General features: G+C 71.8%; 22 protein-coding genes and 2 pseudogenes. 10 read left to right on the forward strand and 14 right to left on the reverse strand.

Annotation, left to right across the window (positions count from 1 at the left end; translation table 11 throughout):
* Positions 1-183 precede the first annotated feature (183 nt).
* The 9 genes from EV371_RS21915 to EV371_RS21955 all read left to right on the forward strand — a co-directional run bounded on the left by EV371_RS21915 (position 184) and on the right by EV371_RS21955 (position 8,927).
* Complete coding sequence (locus EV371_RS21915; protein WP_130463711.1) at positions 184-1,257, forward strand: hypothetical protein; 1,074 nt, start codon at positions 184-186, stop codon at positions 1,255-1,257.
* Entirely contained in the window at positions 1,254-1,682 is a 429-nt protein-coding gene (locus EV371_RS21920) for a phage tail protein (RefSeq protein WP_130463712.1), read from the forward strand. Before EV371_RS21915 ends, EV371_RS21920 begins: the two co-directional genes overlap by 4 nt.
* Before the next feature lie 41 nt (positions 1,683-1,723).
* Positions 1,724-2,491, forward strand: a complete 768-nt coding sequence (locus EV371_RS21925; protein ID WP_165436802.1) for a CIS tube protein — start codon at positions 1,724-1,726, stop codon at positions 2,489-2,491.
* Between the two features lie 5 nt (positions 2,492-2,496).
* Positions 2,497-4,314: a VgrG-related protein gene (locus EV371_RS21930; RefSeq protein WP_165436803.1), complete on the forward strand. Its 1,818-nt coding sequence runs from the start codon at positions 2,497-2,499 to the stop codon at positions 4,312-4,314.
* Positions 4,315-4,396: 82 nt separating this feature from the next.
* Entirely contained in the window at positions 4,397-4,741 is a 345-nt protein-coding gene (locus tag EV371_RS21935; RefSeq protein ID WP_130463714.1) for a PAAR domain-containing protein, read from the forward strand.
* A 5-nt stretch (positions 4,742-4,746) separates the two neighbouring features.
* The gene (locus tag EV371_RS21940) at positions 4,747-5,169 is read left to right on the forward strand and encodes a GPW/gp25 family protein (RefSeq protein WP_130463715.1); all 423 of its coding nucleotides are present in this window, start codon (positions 4,747-4,749) and stop codon (positions 5,167-5,169) included.
* A complete protein-coding gene (locus EV371_RS21945; protein ID WP_130463716.1) occupies positions 5,169-7,118 on the forward strand; it encodes a putative baseplate assembly protein in 1,950 nt (649 codons plus the stop codon). Before EV371_RS21940 ends, EV371_RS21945 begins: the two co-directional genes overlap by 1 nt.
* 53 nt (positions 7,119-7,171) lie before the next feature.
* The gene (locus EV371_RS21950) at positions 7,172-7,750 is read left to right on the forward strand and encodes a phage tail protein (protein WP_130463717.1); all 579 of its coding nucleotides are present in this window, start codon (positions 7,172-7,174) and stop codon (positions 7,748-7,750) included.
* A gap of 394 nt (positions 7,751-8,144) precedes the next feature.
* On the forward strand, positions 8,145-8,927 hold the full coding sequence (locus EV371_RS21955; RefSeq protein ID WP_130463718.1) for an NADase-type glycan-binding domain-containing protein: 783 nt from the start codon (positions 8,145-8,147) through the stop codon (positions 8,925-8,927).
* 16 nt (positions 8,928-8,943) lie between these two features.
* Here the strand turns inward: EV371_RS21955 and EV371_RS21960 are convergent, their stop codons facing one another.
* The 8 genes and pseudogenes from EV371_RS21960 to EV371_RS21990 form a co-directional block, all read right to left on the reverse strand.
* Positions 8,944-9,762, reverse strand: coding sequence for a BTAD domain-containing putative transcriptional regulator (locus tag EV371_RS21960; protein ID WP_130463719.1), 819 nt, complete (start codon positions 9,760-9,762; stop codon positions 8,944-8,946).
* Between the two features lie 333 nt (positions 9,763-10,095).
* Positions 10,096-12,972: an AAA family ATPase gene (locus EV371_RS21965; RefSeq protein WP_130463720.1), complete on the reverse strand. Its 2,877-nt coding sequence runs from the start codon at positions 12,970-12,972 to the stop codon at positions 10,096-10,098.
* Between the two features lie 265 nt (positions 12,973-13,237).
* Positions 13,238-13,576 carry a transposase gene (locus EV371_RS34555; RefSeq protein ID WP_130463721.1) on the reverse strand — a complete coding sequence of 113 codons (339 nt, stop codon included), beginning with the start codon at positions 13,574-13,576 and terminating at the stop codon, positions 13,238-13,240.
* Positions 13,545-13,700, reverse strand: a pseudogene (locus tag EV371_RS21975) (transposase); the annotation flags it as partial. The pseudogene EV371_RS21975 and the gene EV371_RS34555, both read right to left, overlap by 32 nt.
* Positions 13,701-13,797: 97 nt before the next feature.
* A pseudogene (locus EV371_RS34560) lies at positions 13,798-14,009 on the reverse strand (transposase); the annotation flags it as partial.
* A gap of 43 nt (positions 14,010-14,052) precedes the next feature.
* Positions 14,053-14,532 carry a hypothetical protein gene (locus EV371_RS21980; RefSeq protein ID WP_165436804.1) on the reverse strand — a complete coding sequence of 160 codons (480 nt, stop codon included), beginning with the start codon at positions 14,530-14,532 and terminating at the stop codon, positions 14,053-14,055.
* A complete protein-coding gene (locus tag EV371_RS21985; RefSeq protein ID WP_130463724.1) occupies positions 14,495-15,205 on the reverse strand; it encodes a MauE/DoxX family redox-associated membrane protein in 711 nt (236 codons plus the stop codon). The genes EV371_RS21980 and EV371_RS21985 overlap by 38 nt, the downstream gene beginning before the upstream one ends.
* Positions 15,206-15,209: 4 nt before the next feature.
* Positions 15,210-15,401, reverse strand: a complete 192-nt coding sequence (locus EV371_RS21990) for a hypothetical protein (RefSeq protein ID WP_130463725.1) — start codon at positions 15,399-15,401, stop codon at positions 15,210-15,212.
* 143 nt (positions 15,402-15,544) lie between these two features.
* Between EV371_RS21990 and EV371_RS21995 the strand changes: the two genes are divergently transcribed.
* Positions 15,545-18,370, forward strand: a complete 2,826-nt coding sequence (locus tag EV371_RS21995) for a BTAD domain-containing putative transcriptional regulator (protein WP_130463726.1) — start codon at positions 15,545-15,547, stop codon at positions 18,368-18,370.
* Positions 18,371-18,896: 526 nt separating this feature from the next.
* Here EV371_RS21995 and EV371_RS22000 read toward each other — a convergent pair.
* The 6 genes from EV371_RS22000 to EV371_RS22025 form a co-directional block, all read right to left on the reverse strand.
* A complete protein-coding gene (locus EV371_RS22000; protein WP_130463727.1) occupies positions 18,897-19,667 on the reverse strand; it encodes a hypothetical protein in 771 nt (256 codons plus the stop codon).
* A complete protein-coding gene (locus EV371_RS22005; protein ID WP_130463728.1) occupies positions 19,664-20,476 on the reverse strand; it encodes a hypothetical protein in 813 nt (270 codons plus the stop codon). The genes EV371_RS22000 and EV371_RS22005 overlap by 4 nt, the downstream gene beginning before the upstream one ends.
* A gap of 24 nt (positions 20,477-20,500) precedes the next feature.
* Positions 20,501-20,731 (reverse strand): hypothetical protein, encoded by a 231-nt coding sequence (locus EV371_RS22010; RefSeq protein ID WP_130463729.1) that lies wholly within the window; start codon positions 20,729-20,731, stop codon positions 20,501-20,503.
* Between the two features lie 100 nt (positions 20,732-20,831).
* Positions 20,832-21,143 (reverse strand): hypothetical protein, encoded by a 312-nt coding sequence (locus tag EV371_RS22015; protein ID WP_130463730.1) that lies wholly within the window; start codon positions 21,141-21,143, stop codon positions 20,832-20,834.
* 495 nt (positions 21,144-21,638) lie between these two features.
* Positions 21,639-22,919, reverse strand: a complete 1,281-nt coding sequence (locus EV371_RS22020) for an SGNH/GDSL hydrolase family protein (protein ID WP_486484745.1) — start codon at positions 22,917-22,919, stop codon at positions 21,639-21,641.
* 106 nt (positions 22,920-23,025) lie between these two features.
* On the reverse strand, positions 23,026-24,402 hold the full coding sequence (locus EV371_RS22025) for a cellulase-like family protein (RefSeq protein WP_349339039.1): 1,377 nt from the start codon (positions 24,400-24,402) through the stop codon (positions 23,026-23,028).
* Positions 24,403-24,447 lie beyond the last annotated feature (45 nt).

The raw sequence follows: 24,447 nt of genomic DNA on the forward strand, positions 1-24,447 counted from the left end.
GATCCGGTTACGCCGCGCCCGCTGCCGGGAAGGCGTCCGACCCCCGGGGACGGCGCGGCCACCGCGGGGTCCAAGGCTCGGGGCCACGCGGCCCGACCGGGCCGAGATCCCGTCGAACCGCAGCCTCGGACACTGGTCGGACGGCCGCACCCCGAGGTGCCCGCCGGGCAACCCCGCAGCCGGGTGCCGGCCCCCCGACCGCAGTCCCCGCCGCCGAACACCGCCACGCCACCGCCGACCGCCAGGCCACCGGGCGGGGCGGCGCTGGCCACGGTCGGGTCGGCCATCCCGGCGGACTGGCGGCGAGGGGCCGGGCCGGCCGCGACGCGGTCGGGCGAAGCGGCTCCGCACCGGCACGCCGCCGGGACCGAACCGGCCGGCGGACGGCCGAACCTGCTGCCGCTGCTCGGTCAACGGCCCGGGCTGCCGATCCTGCAACGGACCGCCGCGACCCCGGCGGCACTCCGCGCGGACTCCCGAACGAGGATGCCCGCCGGCACCCGCGGCCCGACCGGACCGGCGGTGCCGATCCGCTGGACCCCACCCGCCGGCAGCGGGTCGGACCCGTCGGCCAACACCGCCGCGACGACCGGCCGAACTCCGGCGACCAGCGAGGAGGCGCCCACCATGATGGGATCCGAAGCAGTTTCCTCCGATTCCGGAAGCCGGACCGCACCGGCCCCGGACCCTCGCCGGGCGCACGCGCGACCACTCCCCCGGCGGGTCGCCGGCCCGGCGCGGCCGGCGTCCGCCGTCGCCGTGTCGGTCCCCCCGCCGCCCGGCCCGGATCCGGGTGCCAGGGCCCGGGCGCGGCCGGCGCTGGCCGGCGCCGCCGGGTCCAGGGTGGTGACGAGTCCGCGCGGTGCCACTCCGCCCCGAGCGGCCGGAGCCGCGCTGCCGGTGCAGCGGACCTCGCGCGCTGCCACCACCGTCAGTACCGCGACGACGGCGCCGACCCGGTCCGGACCGATCGTCCAGAAGCGATCGGCGGCGGCCAACCCACCGACCGCCAGCCGTACGGGAACCGCCGGGGGCGCCGGTTGGACGGCAGGTTCCGACTCGACGGGTGGTCGCCCGCGCGGCTCCTCGGGCCCGGCACGCGACGAGCGGGACAGCGCCGAACGGTTCCACCATCTCGACCGCCGGGCCCTGGACGAACTCGCACACCGCCTCGTCGAGCCGATCTCCCGGCTGTTGCGGGCCGAACTCCGGCTGGGCCGTGAGCGTAACGGTCGATGGCTGGACGGTGCACGATGACCGGTACCGATCCGGGCACCAGCATCCACTTCCGGCTCCGCATCGACGGGATCGACCTCGGCGACTGGAGCTCGTGCGACGGGCTCGGCTGCGAGGTCGAGGTGGAGCAGCACCAGGAGGGCGGCAACAACGGCTTCGTCTGGCAACTGCCGTCCCGGGTGCGCTACACCAACGTCACCCTCACCCGCCCGCTGATTCCGGACACGGCCAAGGTGGCCCGACTGCTCTCCGCCCTCCCGCAGGGGATCACCCGGGGCACCGCCCAGATCGCGGCGCTGCGGCCCGACCGGGCGCTGCTGGTGCAGTGGGGCTTGGCCGACGTCGTACTCGTCCGCTGGACCGGTCCTTCCTTCGGGCCCAGCCGCTCCGAGGCGGCGACGGAGAGTATCGAACTCGCGTACAACGGTTTCCTGGAGGTGGGCTAGATGCCACGACCACGGTGCCGGACCGGCGGGGCGGTGGCGCCATGACGAGACCGACCGGCAAGGTCTCCGCGTTCCTCCAGCGCTATCAGCCACCACCGGGCGGCGGCAACCGTCCCGGCGGTCCGCTCGGCGGCCCGATCGCCTTCATGTTCAACCCGAACCAGTTGACCCTGACCAAGTCGGCGGCCTGGATTCCGCACGTGGTCCGCGGCGCGGAGCAGGTCGGGATCCCGGAGTTCAGCGGTTCGGAACCGCGCGCCCTCGCCCTGACCGTGTTCCTCGACGTGACCGACACGCACAGCCGCACGGTGCAGCAACGGGTCGAGAGCCTGTTGGCCTGCTGCACGCCGACCACGGCCAGCATCGCGGCCAAGGCACCGTCGCCACCGTGGGTGAAGTTCACCTGGGGCCAGTTCCAGACCGTCTCGTTCTACTCGTACGTCAGCCAGGTCACCGCGACGTACACCCTGTTCAACAGCTCCGGTACCCCGCTGCGGGCGACCTGCGACCTCAACCTGACCGAGATCAGCGGCAGCAAGCCCGGCCAGAACCCCACCTCCGGCAGTCGCTCTGCCCGACGGGTGCACCGGGTGGTGGACGGCGACTCGCTGCCGCTGCTGGCCCATCGGGAGTACGGCGATCCGACGGTGTGGCGGGTGATCGCCGAGGCGAACGATCTCGACGACCCGACCCGGCTGCGCCCCGGCTCCGAACTGCTGCTGCCCGCCGCCGACGAGTTCCCGCCCGTGCCGTCCCGCGACCCCGGCCTGCCGGCCGGAACGGCCGCCTCCGCTGGCGAAGGCAGGTAGATCGCGTGTCCGAGGGAAACCTCACCAATCTGCTCAAGGTCGGCCTGCCGGTGGACGGGCTCCCCGATCCGTGGCCGGACGAGTTGGTGTACGGCTCCGTCGACGACGGAGCAGGCGTGCCGGCGGTGGCGACCCTGCGCTACCGCGACCCCGGCTCACTGCTGCTGCAACAGACCGGGGTCGCGATCGGCCGCAAGCTGACCGTGGCGGTGCGCGCCGGGGACCGGCACGGCGAGACGGCGCTGTTCACCGGGGAGGTGGTCACCGTCGAGACAGAGTTCGACGGCACCGGCACCTACACCACCATCCGAGCCATGGACCTGTCGCACCGGCTCATGCGCGGCCGACGGGTCGCCAGCTACCGCAACCAGAAGGCTTCCGACCTCGCCAGACAACTCGCCCGCTCCGCCGGCCTGCCGATCGGCCGGATAGATCCCACGACCGTCGTCTACGAGGTGGTGTCGCAACCGAACGTCAGCGACTGGGAGTTCCTCACCATGCTGGCGGCCGACAACGGCGCCGAGGTGGCAGTGGTCGACGGCCGGTTCGAGTTCCGTCGACCCGTCCGCGCCGCCTCCGCCCCGGGCCCCCAGACGACCGCCGAGCGCAGCGACTTCGTGGCGGAGGTGGACGGGAACGTGCTCACCATGCGCGCCACCGTCACCTCGGTCGGCCAGTTCACCGACGTGGAGGTGCGGGGCTGGGATCGCCGTACCCGCGAGCCGGTGATCGGGCGCACCCCGGTGCGCGACAGCGACGAGGTCGGCATCCCGGTGACCGCCGGGCAGGTGGCGGCCCCGTTCGGCACCGCCGAGATGCTGGTCGCCGACGTGCCGTACGAAACCCTGGCCGAGGTCGGTACGGTGTCCCGCGCCCTGGCTGCCCAGGTGGCGGCCGGTCTCGCCGAACTCGAGGTAGCCGTCCGCGGCAACCCCCGACTCCGCGCCGGCGTGCCGTTCGCGCTGACCGGGGTGGGTCGGCCGTTCGCCGGCAAGTACACCGTGACCGCCAGCCGGCACGTCTTCGGCCCGGCGCGGTTCTACCAGACCTGGCTGACGGTCAGCGGTGGCCGGGACCGGTCGCTGGCCGGGCTGGCCGCGAACGATCTGGCCCCGGCCCGGTCGGCCCGGATGCCAGGGCTGGCCATCGGCGTGGTCACCGACGTCAACGCCGCGCTGGACCGCAACCACCCGGAACGCCGGGACCGGGGTTGGGTCAAGCTCCGGTTCCCGTGGCTGGACGACAAGTACGAGACCGATTGGGTCCGGACGGTGCAACTGGGCGGGTTCGGCGGCGGCGGGGTCTGCTGCCCCGAGGTCGGCGACGAGGTGCTGGTCGGGTTCGAGCAGGGCATGCTCGACCGGCCGTACGTGGTCGGCGGGTTGTACAACGGCCTCGACCAGCCGTCGCCACACGACGTACCGCTGGTCGACCCGACGAGCGGGACGGTGAACCGGCTCTCGTTCGCCTCCCGGCAGGGCCGGGCAGCCGGCCGCCGAAGCACCGGCAACTGGATGGAGTTGCTCGACGGGCCCACCGCCACCGCCCCGCAGGGAGTGCGGTTACGCACCCGCAGCGGCACCGACAACCTACTGCTGCACCTGGACCGGGCCGGCACCTCGGTGGTGGTCCGCAGCGACGGCAGCGTGGTGATCGAGGCCAAGACCGAGGTCACCGTCGAGGGGAGTCAGGGGGTGCGGGTCGAGTCGGGTGGACCGGTCTCGGTCCAGGGCCGGGGCGTGTCGGTGGACGCCGGCGCCGGCGAGCTGAAGCTCACCGGGGCCAGCGTCTCCGTCTCCGGCCGGGTCGTCCGGATCAACTGAGCACGAGGGCCGCCGGAGGTGACCGGGCGGCACCGCACGCCGGGTGGATGCCGCCGCCCGGCCAGGAGGGAGGAGAGACGCGATGCCACCAGCAGCCCGGATCGGGGACAGGGTGGGCCACGGCGCACCCACCGGTACGGTCGGACCGCCCGGCGCCGGCGCACCGGTGCCGACCGGCGGACCCACGCTCGGCGTCTCCAGCGTGCTGATCGGCGGCATGCCGGCCGCGGTGGTCGGCACGCTCTGCACCTGTCCGGTTCCGCCGCCGCATCTGGCGCTCGGACCGGGCAACGTCGTGCTGCCCGGCCCGCCGTCGATGCGGGGGCAGGTGTTGATCGGCGGCTTTCCCGCCGCCCGGATGGGCGACCGGACCAGCTGCTCGGCGACGATCCTGACCGGGGCCGTCAACGTCATCATCGGGGGCTGAGCGCGGTGGCGGAGCAGTTCATCGGCGCCGGTTGGGCGTTCCCACTGCGGCTGGACGCCGGTGGCGGCATCGCCCTGGTCAACCGGGAACGGGAGATCGTGGAGGCGATCCGGCTGATCCTCGGTACCGCCCCCGGCGAGCGGCCGATGCGTCCCGAGTTCGGCTGCGGGGTGCATGACTACGTCTTCGCACCCGCGGACGAGAACACCGCCGGGCAGATCGCCTTCGAGGTGCGGGCCGCGCTGGACCGCTGGGAGCCGCGGATCGAGGTCACGGACGTGCTGGTGGGCTTCGACGAGGTGCACGTCGGCACCCTTTACATCGACATCCGTTATCTGGTCCGGGGCACCAACGATCCGCGCAACCTGGTCTTCCCGTTCTACGTGATCCCGTCACACGACGGGCCCGAGGCGGAGGCGGCGAACTGATGGCCCTGCCCGCGCCCAACCTCGACGACCGCCGCTTCCAGCACCTCGTCGACGACGCCAAGCGCTTCATCCAGCAACGTTGTCCGGAGTGGACGGACCACAACGTGTCCGACCCGGGAGTCACCCTGATCGAGGCGTTCGCTCAGATGACGGACGAGCTGCTGTACCGGTTGAACCGGGTGCCGGAGAAGAACTACCTCGCCTTCCTCGACCTGATCGGCGTCCGACTCTTCCCGCCGACCGCCGCCCGGGCTGACCTCACGTTCTGGCTCGCCGCCCCGCAGGCCGAGACGGTGCTGCTGCGGGCCGGCACCGAGGCCGGCACGGTCCGTACCGAGACGGAGGAGGCCATCGTCTTCGCCACCGCCTCCGACCTGGCGATCGTGCCGTGCGAGCTGGTCGGACTGCGCGTCCACCCCGCCGACGGGCCGGCGGTGGACCGTACCGACCAGGTGTGGGACGGCCGGGACGTACCCTGTTTCGCCGACCCGCCCGCGGTCGGCGACGCCCTGCTGCTCGGCCTGGACTCGGCGGTCCCGTCCTGCGCGGTGGTGCTGCGCCTGGAGAGCCGGGTCCAGGGCATCGGGGTCGACCCCCGGCAGCCGCCGCTGCGCTGGGAGGCGTGGAACGGCGCCGGCTGGGTGGAGTGCGACGTCGACCGCGACTCCACCGGTGGACTCAACCGGCCCGGCGACGTGGTGCTGCACGTCCCGGCCGGACACACCGCCTCCACCGTCGGCGGCCAGCGCGCCGGCTGGCTGCGGTGCCGGCTGGTGGCCGCCGAGCCCGGACAGCCGTTCTACTCGGCATCGCCGACGATCCGGGCCGCGTCGGCCTTCACCATCGGCGGTACGGTCTCGGCGGTGCACGCCGAGACGGTGGTCGGCGAGCTCCTCGGCGAATCCGCGGGGGTGCCGGGGCAACGATTCCGGGTGCTCCGTCCGCCGGTGATCCCGGACGACGAGCCGTTCGTGGTCGAGGTCTCCGACGGCACCGGCTGGCAGGAGTGGACCGAGGTGGACGCGTTCGGCGGCACGGGTCCGGACGAGCGGTGCGTGACGGTGGACCGGACCGTCGGCGAGGTGGCATTCGGCCCGGCCGTCCGCGAACCCGACGGGACGCTACGCCGGTACGGCGCGGTGCCGCGCACCGGCGCCCGGTTGCGGGTCCGCCGGTACCGCACCGGCGGCGGGCGACGCGGAAACGTGGCCCGGGGCACGATTTCGATGCTGCGCAGCTCGGTACCGTACGTGAGCCGGGTGGAGAACCGGGAGGCCGCCGCCGGCGGGGTGGACGGCGAGTCGGTACAGAGCGCACGCCAGCGGGGTCCGGTGCAGCTACGGGCCCAGGACCGGGCGGTCACCGCGCGCGACTACGAGCTGATCGCCGGAGAGGCGGTGCCGGCCGCGGCCCGGATCCGCTGCCTGCCCGCCGGGGGCGGCGCCGACGCCGGCGGGGTACGTGTCCTCGTCGTGCCCGAGGCGGTCCCGGACCTGGGTGACCGACTGCGCTTCGAGCAGCTGATCCCGCCCGACGACATGCTCGCGGCCGTCGCCGAGCACCTGGACGCGCGCCGGCCCATCGGAGTACGCCTGGCCGTGGAGCCCCCCTTCTACCAGGGCGTCACCGTGGCGGCCCGGCTGACCGCCCGGCCCGGGACGGCCGTCGAGCGGCTCCGGACCGCCGCTGTCGACGCGCTCTACGGTTATCTCAACCCGCTACGCGGCGGCCCGGACGGCTCGGGCTGGCCGTTCGGCCGGCCGGTGCAGTCCGGCGAGATCTTCGGAGTGCTCCAGCAGCTGCCCGGCGTCGCGTTGGTGGAGGAGGTGCTGCTCTTCACCGCCGACCCGGTCTCCGGACGGCGTGGTGCGGCGACGACCCGGATCGCACTCGACCCGCACGCGTTGGTCTTCTCCTACGAGCACCAGGTCCGGGTGGAGGAACGCTGATAGTCCGAGTGGAGGAACGCTGAGACCGGCTCGGCCGGAGAGAGGAGCGTCCCATGCGTGGCGCAGTGCCAGGCCTCGGCACACCACATCCGTTCGGCAGCCGGCTGCCGACGATCTACGGTGCCGACGAGCTGGCCGGACGGCTGCTCGCCGCCTTCGACGAGGTGCTGGCCCCGGTGCACACGACGCTGGACAATTTCGCCGCCTATCTGGACCCCCGGCTGGCCCCGGCCGACTTCGTCGACTGGCTTGCCGGCTGGGTGGCGGCCGAGACGGCGCCTGGGTGGACGCTGCGGCAGCGTCGCGAGGCGGTCGCCGGTGCGGTGGCCCTACACCGGGTACGCGGTACGGCGCGGGGCCTGGCCGAGCAGGTACGGACGGTCTTCGGGGTACTGCCGGAGGTGACCGAGAACGGCGGTACGGTCTGGTCGTCGACGCCGGGCGGGCCGCTTCCGGGCACGGCGGCGCCCGCCCTGACGGTGACGGTGCGGGTGCCCGAACCCGACCTGGTCCCGCTGGCCCGGCTGCGGGCTCTGGTGGAGGCCAACCGACCTGCGCACGTGCCGTGCACGGTCCGGGTGGTCATCGAGAATGACGGGGTGCGCGGAGGCGACGACGATGGAACGTTGTGACCGGTGCGCGCCGGCCGAATCCGGCGGTGCCTTCTGCGCGGTCTGCGGATCCTTCCTGGAGTGGGAACAGGCCGGGGACGCTCTGCCTCCGGGCCGGCCGTCGACGCCGACCTCTGCCGTCCGGCCCTCGGCCACGGCGGTCCCTCCGGCGGACGTGCGGCTGACCGGGGCGACCCGACCGGCACCACCGGCGGCGGACGGAGACGGCGACCGGCCGGACGCCGCGGCCCGCGGCTCGCAGGAGGTGGCAAGCGTCGCCGACCGCGCCACCGACGCGGCGACGGCCCGGCCGCCGGGAACGGGAACCGCGGCGAGGGTCGGGCCTGCGGCGGACCAACCGGCGGGCTCGGCCGTGCAGGCTGTCCAGCCCGCTCGGCCGCAGGTCCGCCGACCCGTGGTACGACAGCGTCCGCCCGAGCCGGACGAGGGTTCCGGCGACGTCGTCTGCCCAGCCTGTGCGACCGGCAACCCACGGGACCGGAGGTTCTGCCGGCGGTGCGGCACGGCCCTCGACGCCGCCCGCCCCGGACCGGCGGTCCCGGTCTCGTGGTGGCGTCGGCTCTGCCGGGCCCTGTTCCGTGCGGCGCGATGGTTGGTCCGGCCCCGCTCGGGCGGATGGGGTCTGGTCCACCGGATCGGCACCCTGCTGCTCGCCGTCGCCCTGCTCGCCGGCCTCGGCTACGGCGTGGTCCGGCTCGGCGCCAGCGCCAGCGACGCCGTACGTGACCGGCTCGCCGATCCGGAGCCGGTGAGTCCGGTGTCGGTGGGCGCGTCGAGCCAGGCGCGGAGCCACTCCGCGGAGTTGGTCGTGGACGGACTCAGCAACAGTTACTGGGCACCGGCGGGGAACGGCCCGGGGCGCGGCGAGTACGTGGAACTGACCTTCGGCACGCCGTTCCGGCTGCTCGACCTGATCGTCCATCCCGGTGTGTCGGCCCAGCGCGACGTGTTCCTGCGGCAGGCCCGACCGGCGCAACTGGAACTGACCGTCTGGACCAGTCAGAACGGGCCGGCGACCAGCATGTTGCGGCTTGCCGACCAGGCTGGTCCGCAGACCTTCCGCCGGGTCTTCCCCGACGTGGTGCGGATCCGGTTGACCGTCCGCCAGAGCTACGGCAGCGCGGCCGACCGCCGCACCGCGATCGCCGAGGTGGAGATCTTCCGCCGTTCCGCCTGACGACGCAGGGCCGCTCTCACGCGGCCCAGGCCGGTCCGGACACCCCGAGTGCCCGCAACACCCGGCCGTACGCGCTGCGGGTCCGCGCGGCCGCCGCCGCATCGCCGGAGCGCTGATGCGCCTCGGCCAGTACCCGCCAGGCGTCGTCACGGAATCCGTCGATCTCCAGTCCGCGCCGTGCCGCCGCGACCGCCGCGGCGAGTCGCCCCGCCTCCAGTTCGAGCGCGGCGAGCGTCGCCGCCGACTCCGCCGCCAACGTGCGGTAGCGGTCCCGTTCGGCTACCACCCACTCGGCCGGCCCATCCTCCGGCAGCAGGTCGCCCGCGTACTGGGCGATGGCCTCCCGCAGGGCAGCCGCCTCGACGCACCGCTGTCCCGTACCGACGGTCCGGCGCCAGGTCGCGACCGCCTCGTCGAACGAACGCACGTCGCAGAGCGTGGCGCGCGGCAGCGCCAGCCGGTAGGACTCGCCGTCACGCCGTACGAACGTCGATTCACCGCGCCGCACGCCGGGTTCGAGGAACGCCCGAAGCGTGGAGACGCCGACGTGCAGATTACGAATGCCGGACCGGACCGGTAGTTCCGGCCAGAGCGCCGCCAGGATGATCTCGCGGTGCACCGGCCGCCCCCCGTGGGCGGCCAGGAAGCGCAGCAGCGTCCGGACCCTCGGCCGTATCGTCGTCCAGTCCAACTGCCGCCCCGGGATCTTCAGCTCGAACCCGCCCAGACAGCGCACCACGAGCGGCGGACCGGCGTACGCCGACGGTGGTCCAACCTCCGGCTCCGGCTGCTCGGTCGCCCGACTCCGGATCGTCTGGTGAGTCGAATGTCCCATCCTCGGAACTCCTCCGTGCTCCGTCGGCCGCCTCGCGTAGTCCAGCCTGGATCAGCGGGCCGCTGCGGACATCGGTTAGTTGACGTGAACCGATCCGGCTCCGGCGGTAGCCGGATCCCCGACTCGACCGCGGCCCGATCACGTCCAGCCGTCACCTCGGGCCAGTCGCAGCCCTGCGTCGGCGACCTGACCGACGGACGTGCCGGGCAGCGTGCCCGAGCCCCACGACACCGGCCGGACCGCCCGTCCGGCGTCATCGACCCCACGTCAGATGACGGATGTTCCCGCCGGAGCCATGCGGCGTCGCCCCGACCGGCCGATCGTGTCCGGGCGTCAGGCTCCACCGTCGGAGGCGGCCTCCCGGCGCAACGCCTCACGGGCGATCTCCACCCGGCTCCGTACGCCAAGCTTGCCCAGGACGTGCGAGATATGGGTCTGTACGGTACGCCGGGAAAGATACAGCTCCCGGGCGATGTCGGGTGTGGACCGTCCTTCGGCGACCAGCACAGCCACCCGGGTCTCGGTCGGGGTGAGCGCCTCCCAGCCGGTCTGGGCACGGGCCGGCCGGGGGCCACGGACACCCCGGCGGACGCCGGCGCGCCGGAGCCGTCCCTCGGCCCGACGGATGTCCCAGAGCGCCCCGAGGGCGTCGTACCGGTCGACCGCCTCGTTCAGCAGCGTCCTCGCCTCGGCCTGCTGCCCGCCTACGGCGAGCACTGTGGCCAGATCCTCCAGTGTCTCGGTCAACTCCACTGGTGAACCGACCGACCGGTAGTACGCGATAGCCTCGTGCAGCGGCGCCGGATCCTCGTCGAGCAGGCCCTGACACCGGCGTGCCGCCGCGGCGGCCCGACCCGGCCGGGACTCCGCCGCAGCCTCCGCCTGGCAGGCCTGCAACGCCGCCCGCGCCGCCGGCCGGTCGTCCACCGCCACCGCGAGTCGCACCAGCTCGGGCATCCACTGGTGGAGCAGGGTCATTTCGCCGGGTGCGCGGTCCAGGAGCGCCGCCAGCAACGACAGCGCCCGTGCCGGCTCCCCCTCCTGCTCGGCCACGAGCGCGTGGGCGGCGAGCAGGAAGTCACGGTTCTCCCGGTCGGCGACGGTCCGGACGGGAAGCGCGAGACCCGCCCGGAGGTGCTCGGCCGCGGTGCCGTTCTTACCCCGGTGTCCGGCGATGAACGAGGCGACACCGTGCCAGAGCAACGCCGGTCCCCGTTCACGGAGCCCGGAGTACGTGATATCGGTGGTGTCGCGGTCGACGGCGTCGAGTTCGGCCAAGGCGTCGTCCCACCGACCGAGCCAGTACAGCAACACGGCCGCGGTGAGCGCCGAGACGCCCGGGCCGGATCCGGCGGCCTGCTGACCCAGGTCGCGGGCCCGGCGTAGGGTCGCCTCCGCATCCGGCCACCGATCGAGATTCTGCAGGCTGAAGATCCGGCCGTCCAAGGCGAAGGTTCGCAGGTCGGTGTGCTCCGGTGCGTCGCCCAGCACCATCAGCGCCCGGTCGACGTAACCGAGAGCGGCGTCGTGGTCGCGCCGGATCGAGTGCGTCAGCCACAGGTCGGTCAACGCGTAGGCGGTGGCGAACGCGTCCCCGGCGTCCTCCCCCACCCGCAGCGCCTCACGCGCGGTGCCGTCGGCGGTGTCAAGATCGCCGGTGCTGGCCCGCTCGAACATCGATAGCGAGGCCAGCAGGCGGGCTCGCCACACCGCCGGTACGTCCGGGCGGCCGAGCGCACCCCGGACGACGGCCACGGCCTCCTCGTTGCGGCCCTGGTGGAACAGTGTGCGGGCCAGTATCGAGGACATCTCGACCCGGTGCTCGGGCCGGGTCGCCACGGCGAGCGCCTGCCGGGCCCGTTCGGCGGCCTCCGGATGGCGCCCGGCGCCGAGCAGTACCCGAGCGAGTTCGACAGTCAGGTCGGCCCGGTCGGTCCGGTCGAGTTGGCTCGCCTCCAGTTCCCGGTGCAGGAGTTCCATCACGATGTCCGGGGCCCGGGCGGCCAGTACCGGTGCCGCCTCGATAACCCAGGTACGTGTCCACTCGTCACCCGGGCGGCCGGCCGCCAGCAGTTGCTGGGCCACCCGCAGCGGTTCGGCACCGGCGGACACCAGTGCCTTCGCCGCCTCGCAGTGCAGCGCCGCCCGCAGCGCGGCCGGCACGCTGTCGTAGAGGGCCTGCCGGATCAACGGGTGCCGGAAGGCGAGCTGATCGCCGACGCCCACGACGATGCCGGCCGCGACCGCGTCCTGCAAGCCCTCTGCCAGGTCAGAGGCCGTGCGACGCAGCAGCGCAGCGAGGTCGGTGACCGCGAACTCGCCGCCGAGCAGTGATGCGGTGCGCAGCATCTGGGCGGTCGCCACCGAGACCGCACTGAGCCGGTCGCTCAGCGCGGCCGTGAAGGAGGCCGGGACCCGCTCGAACGCGTCGTCGGAGAGTTCACCCTCGGCCAGCGCGGGGCCGGCCGTCTGCTCCCGGGTCAGAGCGTCGAGCAGCTCACGCAGGTACAGCGGGTTGCCCATGGCCCGCCCGAGCAGGCGGTTGAGTGCGGGTCCCGGCGGCACCCCGAGCATTCCGGTGACCAGGGTACGGACGTCGTCCGCGTCAAGCGCGGCGAGCGGAAGCAGGGCGCCGCCACGGCGCAGCGTCGCCGCCCGCAGCGTCTGCACGTCCTGACGTGCCGGTACCGGACGGGTAGCGCTGACCAGCAGAAGCGGGAGTTCCTCGGCGGCGAGGGCGAGCCGGTGCCACAACATCAACGACGCTTCGTCGGCCCATTGCAGATCGTCGAGAACCAGCACGGTGGGCGTGTCGGTGGAGAGCTCGTCGACCAGCGACACGAGCATCTCGGTGGCAGCGTAGGCGACGTCGTCCGCGGCGAACAGCCCCGGTCGGCGGTCCTGCAGGAAATCGGCGATCCGCGCCCGGCGGGGATCTGGTGAGCGCGGCCGCACCTGGAGGCAGTCCAGCATCACCCGCAGCGGAAAACGGTAGGACAACTGGTCCGCAGTGCCCCAGAGCAGCTCGCGGGGCCGAAACCCGGCGCTGGTGAGCCCGGCGGCCACCAGGGAGGACTTGCCGATGCCGGCCTCGCCCTCCACCCAGAGCACCGATCCCCGCCCCTGACGGGTGGCCTCGACGGCCGTGTGGAGTGCCGCCAGTTCCTTCTCCCGGCCGACCCAGACGGTCGGCAGCTCAACTGGGAACATGACGACTCAACTGGGAACATGACGACGACGCACGTCCAAAATGGAAATAGGAGCGACAGTCACGAGCACATGTTAGCCGACGACCCCGAACACATCCATCAACAGCTATGGATGTTCCGAGATGTAGTACGCGACTATTCGGAGTCGTTCCGCATCAACCTCGATGATTCGCGGGTAGCGGCGGTGTCCCCGTCCGCGGCCAGGTCGCCGACCAGCGGGTACGTCATTGTGGGGAGATCTCCTTAGTGAGCGTTTCAGATGTGGGTTACTCGGGTGTGTTGAAGGTACGGCGGGGTTGGCGGGTGGCGGGTCCGCCGCGGGTGAGGCGGTTCAGCATGCCGGTGATCGCGGCCCAGCGGATCATGTGTTCAGCGGTGACAGGGTCGGTTTCGTAGTCGCGGACCAGGCGGCGGTGCAGCATCAACCAGCCCAGGGTCCTCTCCACCACCCACCTGCGCGGATGCACGACGAATCCCCGCTGGTCAGCCGGCTTACACACGATCTCAATCGTGGTGTTCAAGACGTTCCTGGCCCAGTCAACGAACCGGCCGGCGAACCCCTGGTCGGCGAAGACAACCGGTCCGCACCACGTACAAGATCGCATCAACGATCGCCCTGCGAGGATGCTTCTCCGGCCTGCCCATCCACTTCTGGCCAGGCAGCATCACCTCCACGATCTCCCACTGGGCATCAGTCAGGTCGGACGGGTACCGCCGCACACGCTCCATACCCGACTACCGAGCCATCCGGCCTCAACGATCGGACCCACTGTGCGACACGCCCGACCAACACACATCTGAAACGCTCACTTAGCGAAGTAGTACGCGCGGCCCGGCGCGGGATCTCGTTCTCCTGCTCCAAGACCTTGTTGCGCCTGCGCAGCTCCCGCAGTTCGGCCGACTCGCTACTGCCGGCACCGCCCGGTCGGACGCCGTCCTCAACGTCGACGAGCTTGAGCCAGCGGCGCAGACACGCCTCGGAGATCCGAAGTCCTTCGCGATCTGCGCGATGGGGACCTCGCCCTTGCGGGGATAAATGGGGGGGTTGTCGGGGGGAGGTTCAGAACTCCATAGACAAAGATTAAAGCCCGACCAGCCGTTTCTGCTGGTCAGGGCTTTGTCCGTCGGGACGGCCGGATTCGAACCGACGACCCCTTGACCCCCAGTAGTCCGGTGGCCCAGCGGCATGCTTACGCACGTTTGTCCAGGTCGCCCAGAGCATAGACCGGCCGAGTAAAGGAGTCATACGCCGACGGCTCCAGGCGGCCCGTCCGGGCTCATGCGGCCGGCCGCGCCAGCGACGCAGCGGCACGTCGGGCAGCGTCCAGATGCCGCACCAACCGCCGAGCTGATCGGGCGCGACGGAACCCCGATGCGCCGCCACCCACTCCTCGATGATCTGCCGCATCAGCGTCGAAGCGCCGATACCCCGAGCCGCCGCGGCTGCCTCGATCTCCGCCTGGATGTCCAGGTCGATGCGCAGCGCGGTCACCATCTTCGCCGGCCGGCGCTCCCGCACCACCTCAGCCTGATCGAACATGGGTCCGAGGTCGTGGTCCATCGCGTACGCGGCGGCCTCCTCCGCGGTCATGCCAGCCAGTCCTTCCCGCGGCTCGTTCATGACGTGTACTTCCTCCACATCGCCCGCTCATGCGGAACACCGCCGCCAGGTCGTCGAGCATGACGATCATCAGTACGGCGAAGAGCGCGCCCGCGACGCTGAACGCGGCACCGGCCGGATTGATCGGGGCGGCATCCCCCGTCGCCGTGCCCGCCGTGCCCACCGCCGTGACGGCGAGAAGCGCGACGTTGCGGACGACATGCCGCCATGACACCGGCTCGGTGCCCGCGCCCAGGCAGCCACACGAGGCAGCTGCCGGCCGCCGCATGGCGCGCACGAGCACAGCGGTGAACGCGAGCAGCAGCGCGGCCGCCGCCGAGAACGTCACCACCGGTCTCACTCCCACCAGCAGCGCGCCGCCGAGGGCCAGCTCCGTCGCCACGACACCGGCCGCGACCGGACCGGCCAGCCGCGCCGGTACGCCGCTGAGGCGCCGCACCGAGACCGTGAACGCCGCGAAGGCGGTCCGGTGCCGCACCTTGCCGGCGGCGGCGTAGAGCAGCACCCCGCCCACCATGATCCGGCAGGCGAGTACCAGATACGGCAACAAAGGTGACCTTCGACGGCAGGTGAACCGGCGACGGCCATTGGGGGGCGGCCGCCGCCGGAGCATGCGATCAGCATCTGCTGACCCAGGTGGTGCAGCCGCAGTACGGGCCACCGCTGTAGTCGCAGCCCTGGCAGCCGGTCCGACAGTTCACCCAGCACTGCGCGCCGACCATGCGGCACCTCTCGGCCGCCCTGGCCTCGGCTCGGGGCAGCATCGCCTGGAGCATCCGGTCGCCGAACGCCCGCAATGATCGAGCCATGCGCAACTCCCTTCCTCGACCGGGACGGGCGTCCCGGCCGTTAACGATCTTTTCTGGGGTGGCAGTTACACCGGCTACACGTCGGCGATACATTTGCTACACGCGTTGGGGCGGGTGATCGCAAGATCCACGAGGGCGGGACCATGCGGTACACGATCCTGGGCACGGTAGAGGTGTCAACGCACGGGCGGCCAGTGGTCATCGCCCGCCCGCAGCGGCGGGCGCTACTCGCCCTGTTGCTGCTCAACGCCAACCGCACGGTGAGCCCCGACGCGGCCGCCGAGGCGCTGTGGGGGCCAGCCGCGCCGAAGACGGCGCGAGCGCAGATCCACTCCGCCGTCTACGCGCTACGCGCGCAGCTGCTCGACGCCGGCTGCGAGGAAACGATCCCCTGGTCCGCCGGCGGCTATACCGTCCGCATCGAACCGGGTCAGCTCGACGCCACCCTCCTCGCCAGCCACCTGGCGCAGGCGAAGGGACACCTGGCGGGGCGGCGATTCGCCGACGCTGCCAGCACCGCACGAGCCGGCCTGCGACTGTGGCGGGGCGAGCCGCTCGGCGACGCCCGGGGCGCCTTCGTCCCGGCCGCCCGCGAACACCTGCACGAGCGCCGCCGAGCCATCCTGGAGACCTTGGCCGAGGCGGAGTTGGCGCTCGGCAACGACATCGAGGTCCTCAGCGAACTCGCACCGCCGATGGACGAGTACCCGCTACACGAGGCGTTCTGCGGCCTGCTCATGCGGGCGCTGCACCGCGCGGGGCGTACCGCCGAGGCGCTGGACCGGTTCCGGCGCCTGCGCGCAGCCCTGGCTGAGCAGCATGGCCTGGATCCTGGGCCGGCGCTGACCGAGCTGGAGGGCGCCATCCTCCGCGGCGAGCTGGCGCAGCCGGCGGCGCGCGCGGCGCCGGCTGCTGCGGCGGCAGCGGAGGTCGAGGTTCCGGCCCAACCGCCACCGATCGAGGTTCCGGCCCAACTACCGCCGGACGTGTACGGGTTCAGCGGTCGCGCCACCGAGATCGCCCGCCTCGACGCGCTCCTGACGGGCGCGACCAGTCACCCCACAGCGGTGATGATCGCCGCCGTCTCGGGCATCGCGGGCATCGGCAAGACCGCCCTCGCCGTGCACTGGGCCCACCGGATGGCCGGTGCCTTCCCGGACGGCCAGCTCTACGTGAACCTGCGCGGTTACGACCCGGGTGGCGCCGCGGTCTCGCCGGAGGACGCCCTGCACGGGTTCCTCGATGCGCTGGGGGTGGCGCCGCGCCGCGTCCCGGCCCGCCTCGATGCCCGTACCGGGTTGTTCCGCAGCCTGCTGGCCGGCCGCCGGATGCTCGTGCTGCTCGACAACGCCCGCGACGCCGAGCAGGTCCGCCCGCTGCTGCCCGGGGCGCCGGGCTGCGTCGTCGTCGTGACCAGTCGCAACCAACTGCCGAGCCTGGTCGCCGCCGAGGGCGCGCACGCGCTGGTCCTGGACGTAATGAGCGACTCGGAGGCCCGCGAGCTGCTCGCCGGGCGCCTCGGCGAGCAACGGATCGCCGACCGCCAGCCACTCGACATGATCATCGCCGGCTGCGCCCACCTGCCGCTGGCGCTCTCGGTCGTGGCGGCACGCGCGGCGACGAGTACCCATCTGTCGCTGGACAGCCTCGCCGCCGACCTGCACACCAGCGACGCCCGCGACCGGCTCGACGCCCTGGCCGGCGACGACCGCGCGGTCGACGCCCGCGAGGTCTTCTCCTGGTCGTACCACCTCCTCGGAGCCGAGGCGGCGCGACTGTTCCGACTGCTGGGCCTGCATCCCGGCCCGCATGTCGGCCCGCAGGCCGCCGCCAGCCTCGCCGGGCTGCCTGCCAACCAGGTCCGGCCGCTGCTGGCCGAGTTGACCACGGCCAACCTCGCCACCGTGCAGAACCACGGGCGGTACACGACACACGACCTACTGCACGTGTATGCCATCGAACTGACACACAAGGAGGACACCGACGACGAACGGCGGGCGGCGCTGCGGCGGCTGCTCGACCACTACCTGCACACGTCGCGTGCCGCCGCGCTGTGCCTGAACCCACCACGCGACCCGATCGCCGTCGGCCCGCCCGCGTCCGGTACGAGCCTCGACGCCCCGGCCGACCACGATGCGGCGCTCGGTTGGCTCACGGCCGAACGACCGGCGCTGCTGGCGATGATCCGATTCGCCGCGCGGGCCGGGTTCGACACCCACGCCTGGCAACTCGCCTGGACCCTCGACGACTTCCTGGACCGCCGGGGCCACTGGGCCGATCAGGCCAGCAGCCAGGAGACGGCCCTCGCCGCCGCGCGGTCGCTCGCCAATCTGCCCGGCCAGGCCCACGCACACACCAGCCTCGGCCGGGTCTACCAGAAGCTCGCCCGTTACGACGACGCCGACGCGCACCTGCGCCGGGCCCTCGACATCTTCGGTGAGCTCGGTGAGGACGCTGGTCGTGCGCGCGTGCACTACAACCGCGCCCAGGTGTCCGAACGCCGCGGCCGATACGAAGAGGCGCTCCGGCATGCGCAGGCGTCACTGGAGCTGTGCCGGGCCAGCGGCCACCGCCTCGGCCAGGCCAACACGCTGGCCACGATCGGCTGGTACCACTCACTGCTGGGCCGGCACGGCGAGGCGGTGACGTACTGCGAACTGGCGCTCGCGCTGCACCAGGAGATCGGCGACCGGCATGGCGAGGCGGCGGGCTGGGACAGCCTCGGCCACGCCCACCAACACCTTGGCCAGTACGACCAGGCGGTCGCGTGCTATCGGCGGGCGCTCGTCCTGTGCCGCGAGCTCGGCGACCGCTACAACGAGGCGGGGGTCCTGACCAAGCTCGGCGACACCCAACACGCCCACGGCGCGGCCCGCGACGCGCGGGACGCCTGGTCCCAGGCGGTGGCGATCCTCGACGAGCTCGACCACCCGGACGCCGAGACACTACGCCCTCGTCTCACCTCCTGACCAGGTGCGGCCCGACACCGCACCTAGTCGGGGCGGTCGGTGCGTGGCTGTGGCTTGGCAGCCCGGCCATAGCTTCCAGCTCGACAACAACGCCAAGGGGTTGACGTGGCGGGGCGGCGTTGCCGGGTGGTTTGGGGCTCAAGGCCGGCGAGGAGCAGCGTCTCGGCGGCGAGTGTCTGCGCGCAGGTGTGGGCGGCGGTCGCGGCCGTCGACGCCGCGCTGGTGCTCGGCTGGGCCGGGCTGCCGGCGCGTGGCTACGTCGTGCCCCCGTTCCCGCCCCGCCCAAGCCCAGTTGAGGTGGTGCAGGGCGCGGGCTTCGATGGCCACGAGCGCGGCCAGGTAAAGGGCGACGCCGCCGTAGAGCAGCGGCAAGGTCAGTCCGCCGGCGTCGGGGTGGGTGAGCAGGTGTTTGAGGCCGAGGCGAAGCCGTTGATCCCGGCTGTGCGAGCACTGAACTTGACTGCACGACACGGCCCGCCGCACCGGAGGCGTGCGGCGGGCCGTGCCTTTTATGGTTGGGTTGAGGTCAGCCGCGAGCCGCCCGGAGCTGTGGCAGCGCGACGATCGCCACACCGCGACTGGTCTGAGCGTCCACATTGGCAATCGCTCGGGTGTACGGGATCGCAGGCTCGGGCCGCCCCGGCAGCCAACCCTTGAGCATAGTGTCGGTGCCGATGACGCCCGGGTAGAGCTGGCAGGTGACGGTGACTTCGTAGATGTGCCGCGGATTGTCGTCGAACATCCAGTCATGCGAGCAACTCGGCACCAGCCGTGCCACGACCGCGTTGTAGCCGCCGATCAGGCTATCGAGCAGTGCGGTGGTGGAGAGGCCATACTTGGCGAAACCCACCATCGCGATGGAGTAGATGACCCCCATCAGCTTGCCGATGTTGTCGGCCGCCGGAAGGCCCTGCACGGCGTTGAAGTAGGACGTAGACAGGTATGCGCAGTCGACCGCCCCGTTGACGAACGGCCCCAGCAGGCTGCCCGGCATGCTGTCGATCTGTGCGATCTTCGTGACGGCGGCCTGGGTGCAGGCTTCCACATCGGCGGCGGCGATGGCGTCGATGTGGTTGAGGATCTCCTGCTTGGAGTTTTCGACCGCGGCGATGATCTCCCGCTTCGCCTGGTCGAGCCCACCACCGCCACCGCCGCCGCCGTAAAGCGCCTGCACCACGTTTACGGCCACCGGCACCCACGCCGGGACAGCCGCCTGGACGGGTCGTGCGGTGCCGCCGACGGTGATGACGATCGCGGCGACTGCCGACACGATGCTTGTGGTTAGTCTGCGTTTCACGGGAGCCGCACCCCTTGACGGATCAGCTCGGCGAGCAGTCGCTCCGCGTTCGGCAGGACGGTGTTGGCCATGAGATAGTCCTGGACCAGGTCCTGGTTGATCTGCCCGGGGATCTCGTCGCCGCCGTCGATGCGGTACGAGTTGCTGCCCGACCAGTACTCCGCCCGTACGGTCCGCCCGTTGAAGGTGCACACGTACGAGACGTAGCCGGCGCTGGGGAGGGTGTTGCGGCCGCATTCGGGCTCCATCTCGCGGATGAGGTGCTCGAGGCCCTGGCGAAGGTAGGGACGCTGGACGGCCGCGGCGTTGGTGCCCTCCTCGGCGTCCACCATGATGTACGCGGCGTTGAGCTCGGCGAAGAGCACGATCATCGCCCGGCCCACGGCGTCCAGTTCAGCGTCTTGGCCGGCGACCGTGGCGATGTGAGCCTTGGCCGAGTACGCCGCGTCGTGCGTGCTGTTGATCGCGGGGCCGGCGAGCCACGGCACCTTCAACAGCTCGACCTTCGTGACGGCGGCTTCGGCCTTGCCACGCAGTTCGCTGGTGAGCTGCCGGTCGAGACGGATGAGCACGTCGCTCTTGGCCCCGTTGACGGCGCTGATCGCCTGCTGGACCAACTCGTTGACCTCGGCCACCGAGTAGTTGCCGTCGCGGCCCTTGTCGTACGCGCTGATGAAGAACTGGACGAACACCTCGTAGTTGGCGTCGGCCAGTGCCGGTGCCGGTCTGACGGCCACGGCTGACCCGGTCAGGGCCAGGCCGACCAGGGCGGCGGTGATACCGCGCCGCAGTGGTCCCGCTTTTCGCATTGTCGTCTCCTCGGATCTCGTGGACTACCGCACCGCGCGGAGCGTCGGGAGGGCGCGGACGGTCGTGGCGTAGCAGGTGTTCCGGCCGGCTTGCAGCCGTACCGCGTCGAAGTCGGCCTCGCTGGGGTCGACGGGGAAGATCGTGTTGTAGACGATGTTGCCGAAGGCGCCGTTGTACGCGTCGCACCAGACGATCCAGTACATGGGATCGCCGGGTCGCGGGCGCACCTCGTCGTCCTGCAGCGCATCCTGCATGCCGCCATGCGTCGGTTTTGTCTTCACGGCGACCGCGTCGTACCCGGTAATGAGGTTGTCGAGCAGTCCTTGGTGGAAAGGCCGTACTTGGCGAAGCCGGTCATCGCGATCGCGTAGATAACTCCCATGAGCTTGCCGATGTTGTCAGCCGCCGGGAGGCCTTGCACGGTGTTGAAGTAGGGGCTGGAGAGGTGTACGCAGTCGACGGCCCGTTGATGAACGGGCCGAGCAGGCTGCCCGGCATGCTGTCGATCTGGGCGAACTTGGTGACCGCCGAATGTGTGCATGCTTCGACATCGGCGGCGGCGACGGCGGCGATGTGGTTGAGGATCTCCTGCTTGGAGTTTTCGCCCGCGTTGATGATCTCCCGCTTGGCGGCTTCGAGCCGCCGGCTTGGCCGGTGCGACGACACCGACCGTCCGGGCCAAGCTCGCCGCCACCGCACACAGCAACTTCCGTCTCATGTGTACCGGACCTCCTTCGACTCCCCAGTCGACGAGTCGGGTCCATTCAAGCGACGGCACACCTCAGGAGCCGGGCCGTGATCTTCCCGTTATCGAACATTGCTCGATTGCGCATCGGCGGATGCGCGCGGTACACGTGGCGGCGGGAAACGCCACTGCTAGGCCCGGCGTAGACCGGGCCCAGCGACATTGTCCAGCACATCCAAGGGATGGGAGTGTCATCCCTGAAGGAGCGGGGCCGTGTCAACCATCGAGGTCTGGCGGTTTGTGACCGGTTGGAGCGGGTTCTCGGCTAGGGGGAGGTTCAAAACTCCATGGACAAAGATTAAAAGCCCTGACCAGCGTTTCTGCTGGTCAGGGCTTTCTGCCTGTCGGGACGGCCGGATTCGAACCGACGACTCCTTGACCCAGCAGACCATCGGCGGGTCCACCCGCGATGCCCGCTACAGGGTGTCGAGGTCGAAGGCCGCGGCCATCGCGTGGAAGCCGGCGTCGTTCGGGTGGATGCCGTCGCCCCCGTTGTACTCCGTACGCATCCGAGCCGGGTCGTCCGGGTCGGCGACCGCCTGGGCGAGATCGACGACCGCGTCGAACTCGCCACTGGACCGCATCCACCGGTTGACCGCTACCCGGGTCTGTTCTCCCTGGTCGCTGTAGTAGCCGCCGCCCTTGAACGGAAGAATGGTCGCTCCGATGATCTTGATATTCCGGGCGTGGGCGGCACGGATCAGGGTCCGGTACCCCTCGATCATCTGGTCGGCGGTGACGACCGGACGGGATCCGAGGCACGGGTCGACCCAGAGCGGGGCACCGATGTCGTTGATGCCGATGAGCACGACGACGGTTCTCGCTCCGGACTGGTCGAGCACATCCCGGTCGAAGCGGGCCGTCAGCCGTTCGCCGTAGCAGACGGCGTCGGTCAGCAGCCGGTTGCCGGACAGGCCCGCGTTGAGCACACCGACCGGCCGGTTGGCGGCGACGAGGCGTTCGGCCAGCTCGTCCGGCCACCGGTTGTCGGTGTCGCGACTCGCACCCACCCCGTCGGTGATCGAGTCACCGGCGATGACGACGGCGTGCTCGGCGTGGCGCTTCCGCCGGGGCACGTCGATGCCGGACAGGTAGTACCAGGACAGGCCCGTCTGGGCGTAGGCGTCGGCGGTCCCGTCGAAGAGGTGGTCACCGGTGGCCCGGTACATCGTCGCCGCGGTGAACTCGTGGAACGTCGCCGGTCCGGTGGGTTCGGCGAAGTACAGGGTCACCGCCAGCCTGTCCAGCGGTGCCACCCGCAGCGGCACCGCGTCGCTGAACCTCTCCCGCCCCACCGGAACGACCGTGGACCACGCGTGGTCGAACCGTACCCGGCGCAGGGTCCCGGGCTGCACGGCCGCGCCCTCGGCGGCCCTGCCGACCGTCGCGCCGGTCAGCCGGAGCGGCACCTGGCCGTACACGTTGGAGATCCTGATCCGCACCGCGGGCCCACCGACGCTGATCCGGACGACCTGGCGCAGCGAGTGGTCGTCGAATCCCTCCTGTGACCAGTTCGGCCCCTGCCAGGTCGGTCCCATCGGCGCCTGTGCGGTGGTCTCCCAGGTACCGACCCAGGACCGCCCGTGGGTCGCGGCGACCGGGGTGGTCGCCCCGGCCGCCGGGGTGGTCGCCCCGGCCGCCGGTGCGTTGACCGGCAGCAGCGACGCCACCACCGCTGCCGCTACCGCGACGGCCACGCGCCGGGCGCCCGGTCTCCGGCCGATCAGCCGCCGCACGACCGGGCCGCGTCCCGTGCGGTCGGGGTGTTCGTCGGCTGGCCAAGGACGGGTGCGATGGCTCATCTCAGACCTCTCCATTCGTCGTGCCCGATACGTTCGCAGGCGTGCCGACCGGTGACGCCGCCACTTGCCCCGCGCCGGGGCGGGCGGGCCGGTCCGTTCCCCGATCGGCCCGGAACCGGCCGGTCCACCGCCGCTGCCACTCCACGTTGCGCCAGCCGGGGTGGTGCGGTGCCGAGTTGGACCCCAGCACGACCCCCCAGAAGCCGTACTCCTGGCAGCGCCGCAGCGCGTGCTCGGCCAGGCCCTGGCCGACCGGCCCGTCCTCGAACTCCGCGAGCAGCGGCGTGTAGCCGACCCATCCCTCGCCGATGACGGCCGGTACCCGGTGCCGGTCGGCCCATCGCGCGATGACCGAGAGTCGGTCGTCGAGCGCCTGCGTCATCGCGACCCGGTGGTCACCGTAGTTCTCGTACAACCAGCGGTCCCACTTCGCGGTGTCGACCCAGTCGTAGCTGTAGAACATGCTCGCCGAGACGCCGGTGGCCGCCAGCCGCCACGACTCGACCTGCGTGGCGTAGTCCTCGAAGGGCGGCGCGTCCTCGCGGAGCAGCGCCCGTAGCCGCGGGCTGGGGAACTCCGGCGGCAGGACCCGGACCCCCGCCCACTTCTCCAGCGCGGCGAGGACCCCGTAGACGTAGACGTGGAAGTGCGCGACCTGCCCGTTGTCGGGCACCGCCGCCATGTCCAGGTATGGCGTGATCCCGTAGCAGGTTGTCGCGAGCACGTCCGGGTGCCGTTCCCGCATGACCGCGACGCCGTCGGCGACGGCCTGTCGCTGCGGCCAGTAGGGATCCGCATCGCCGCCGCCGATCTGGGTCAGCCGGCTCAGGTCGACCTCGTTGTGCAGCTCGGCGTAGGCGATCCGGTCGGCCAGACCGGCGTCCTTGACGAACCCCACGAGGTCGGCCATCGCCCGGGCGATGGTGACGTGCCGCTCCGACGGCGGAATCGAGATGAGCGTGTCGTACCACTCCCGCCCCGTCAGGAAGGCCGGACTCTGCTGGTACTCCCAGGAGGAGAGGATCACGTAGCAGTCGTGCCGCCGGGCGGCCTCGAAGAGGTCGAGCAGGCGTCGCCGCCCGTCCAGCACGGCCCCACCGGCCACGTCGTACCAGCGGGTGCGGCGGCCGACCTCGCCTCCCATGGACGTGAACCGCAGCGCCGAGGTGTCGAGGTCGTGGTCTCCGAAGAGCAGGTACGGCATGGCGCAGATCCGTACCGTGTTGTAGCCGCGCTCGACGGCCTCGGTGAACGCCGCGTCGAGGTGGTGGAACGGTTCCCCGGCGGTGGCCTGGGTGTACCAGCTGAAGTCCCAGAGCGTGATGGTGAGCCGCGGCGGCAGGTGCGCCGGAACTCCGGTGGGATGGACGATCGTCACGGATCAGGAGCCTTTCGAAAACGGGAGTCGGGGGCTCAGCGCGGT

This window comes from Plantactinospora sp. CNZ321 (assembly GCF_004217235.1).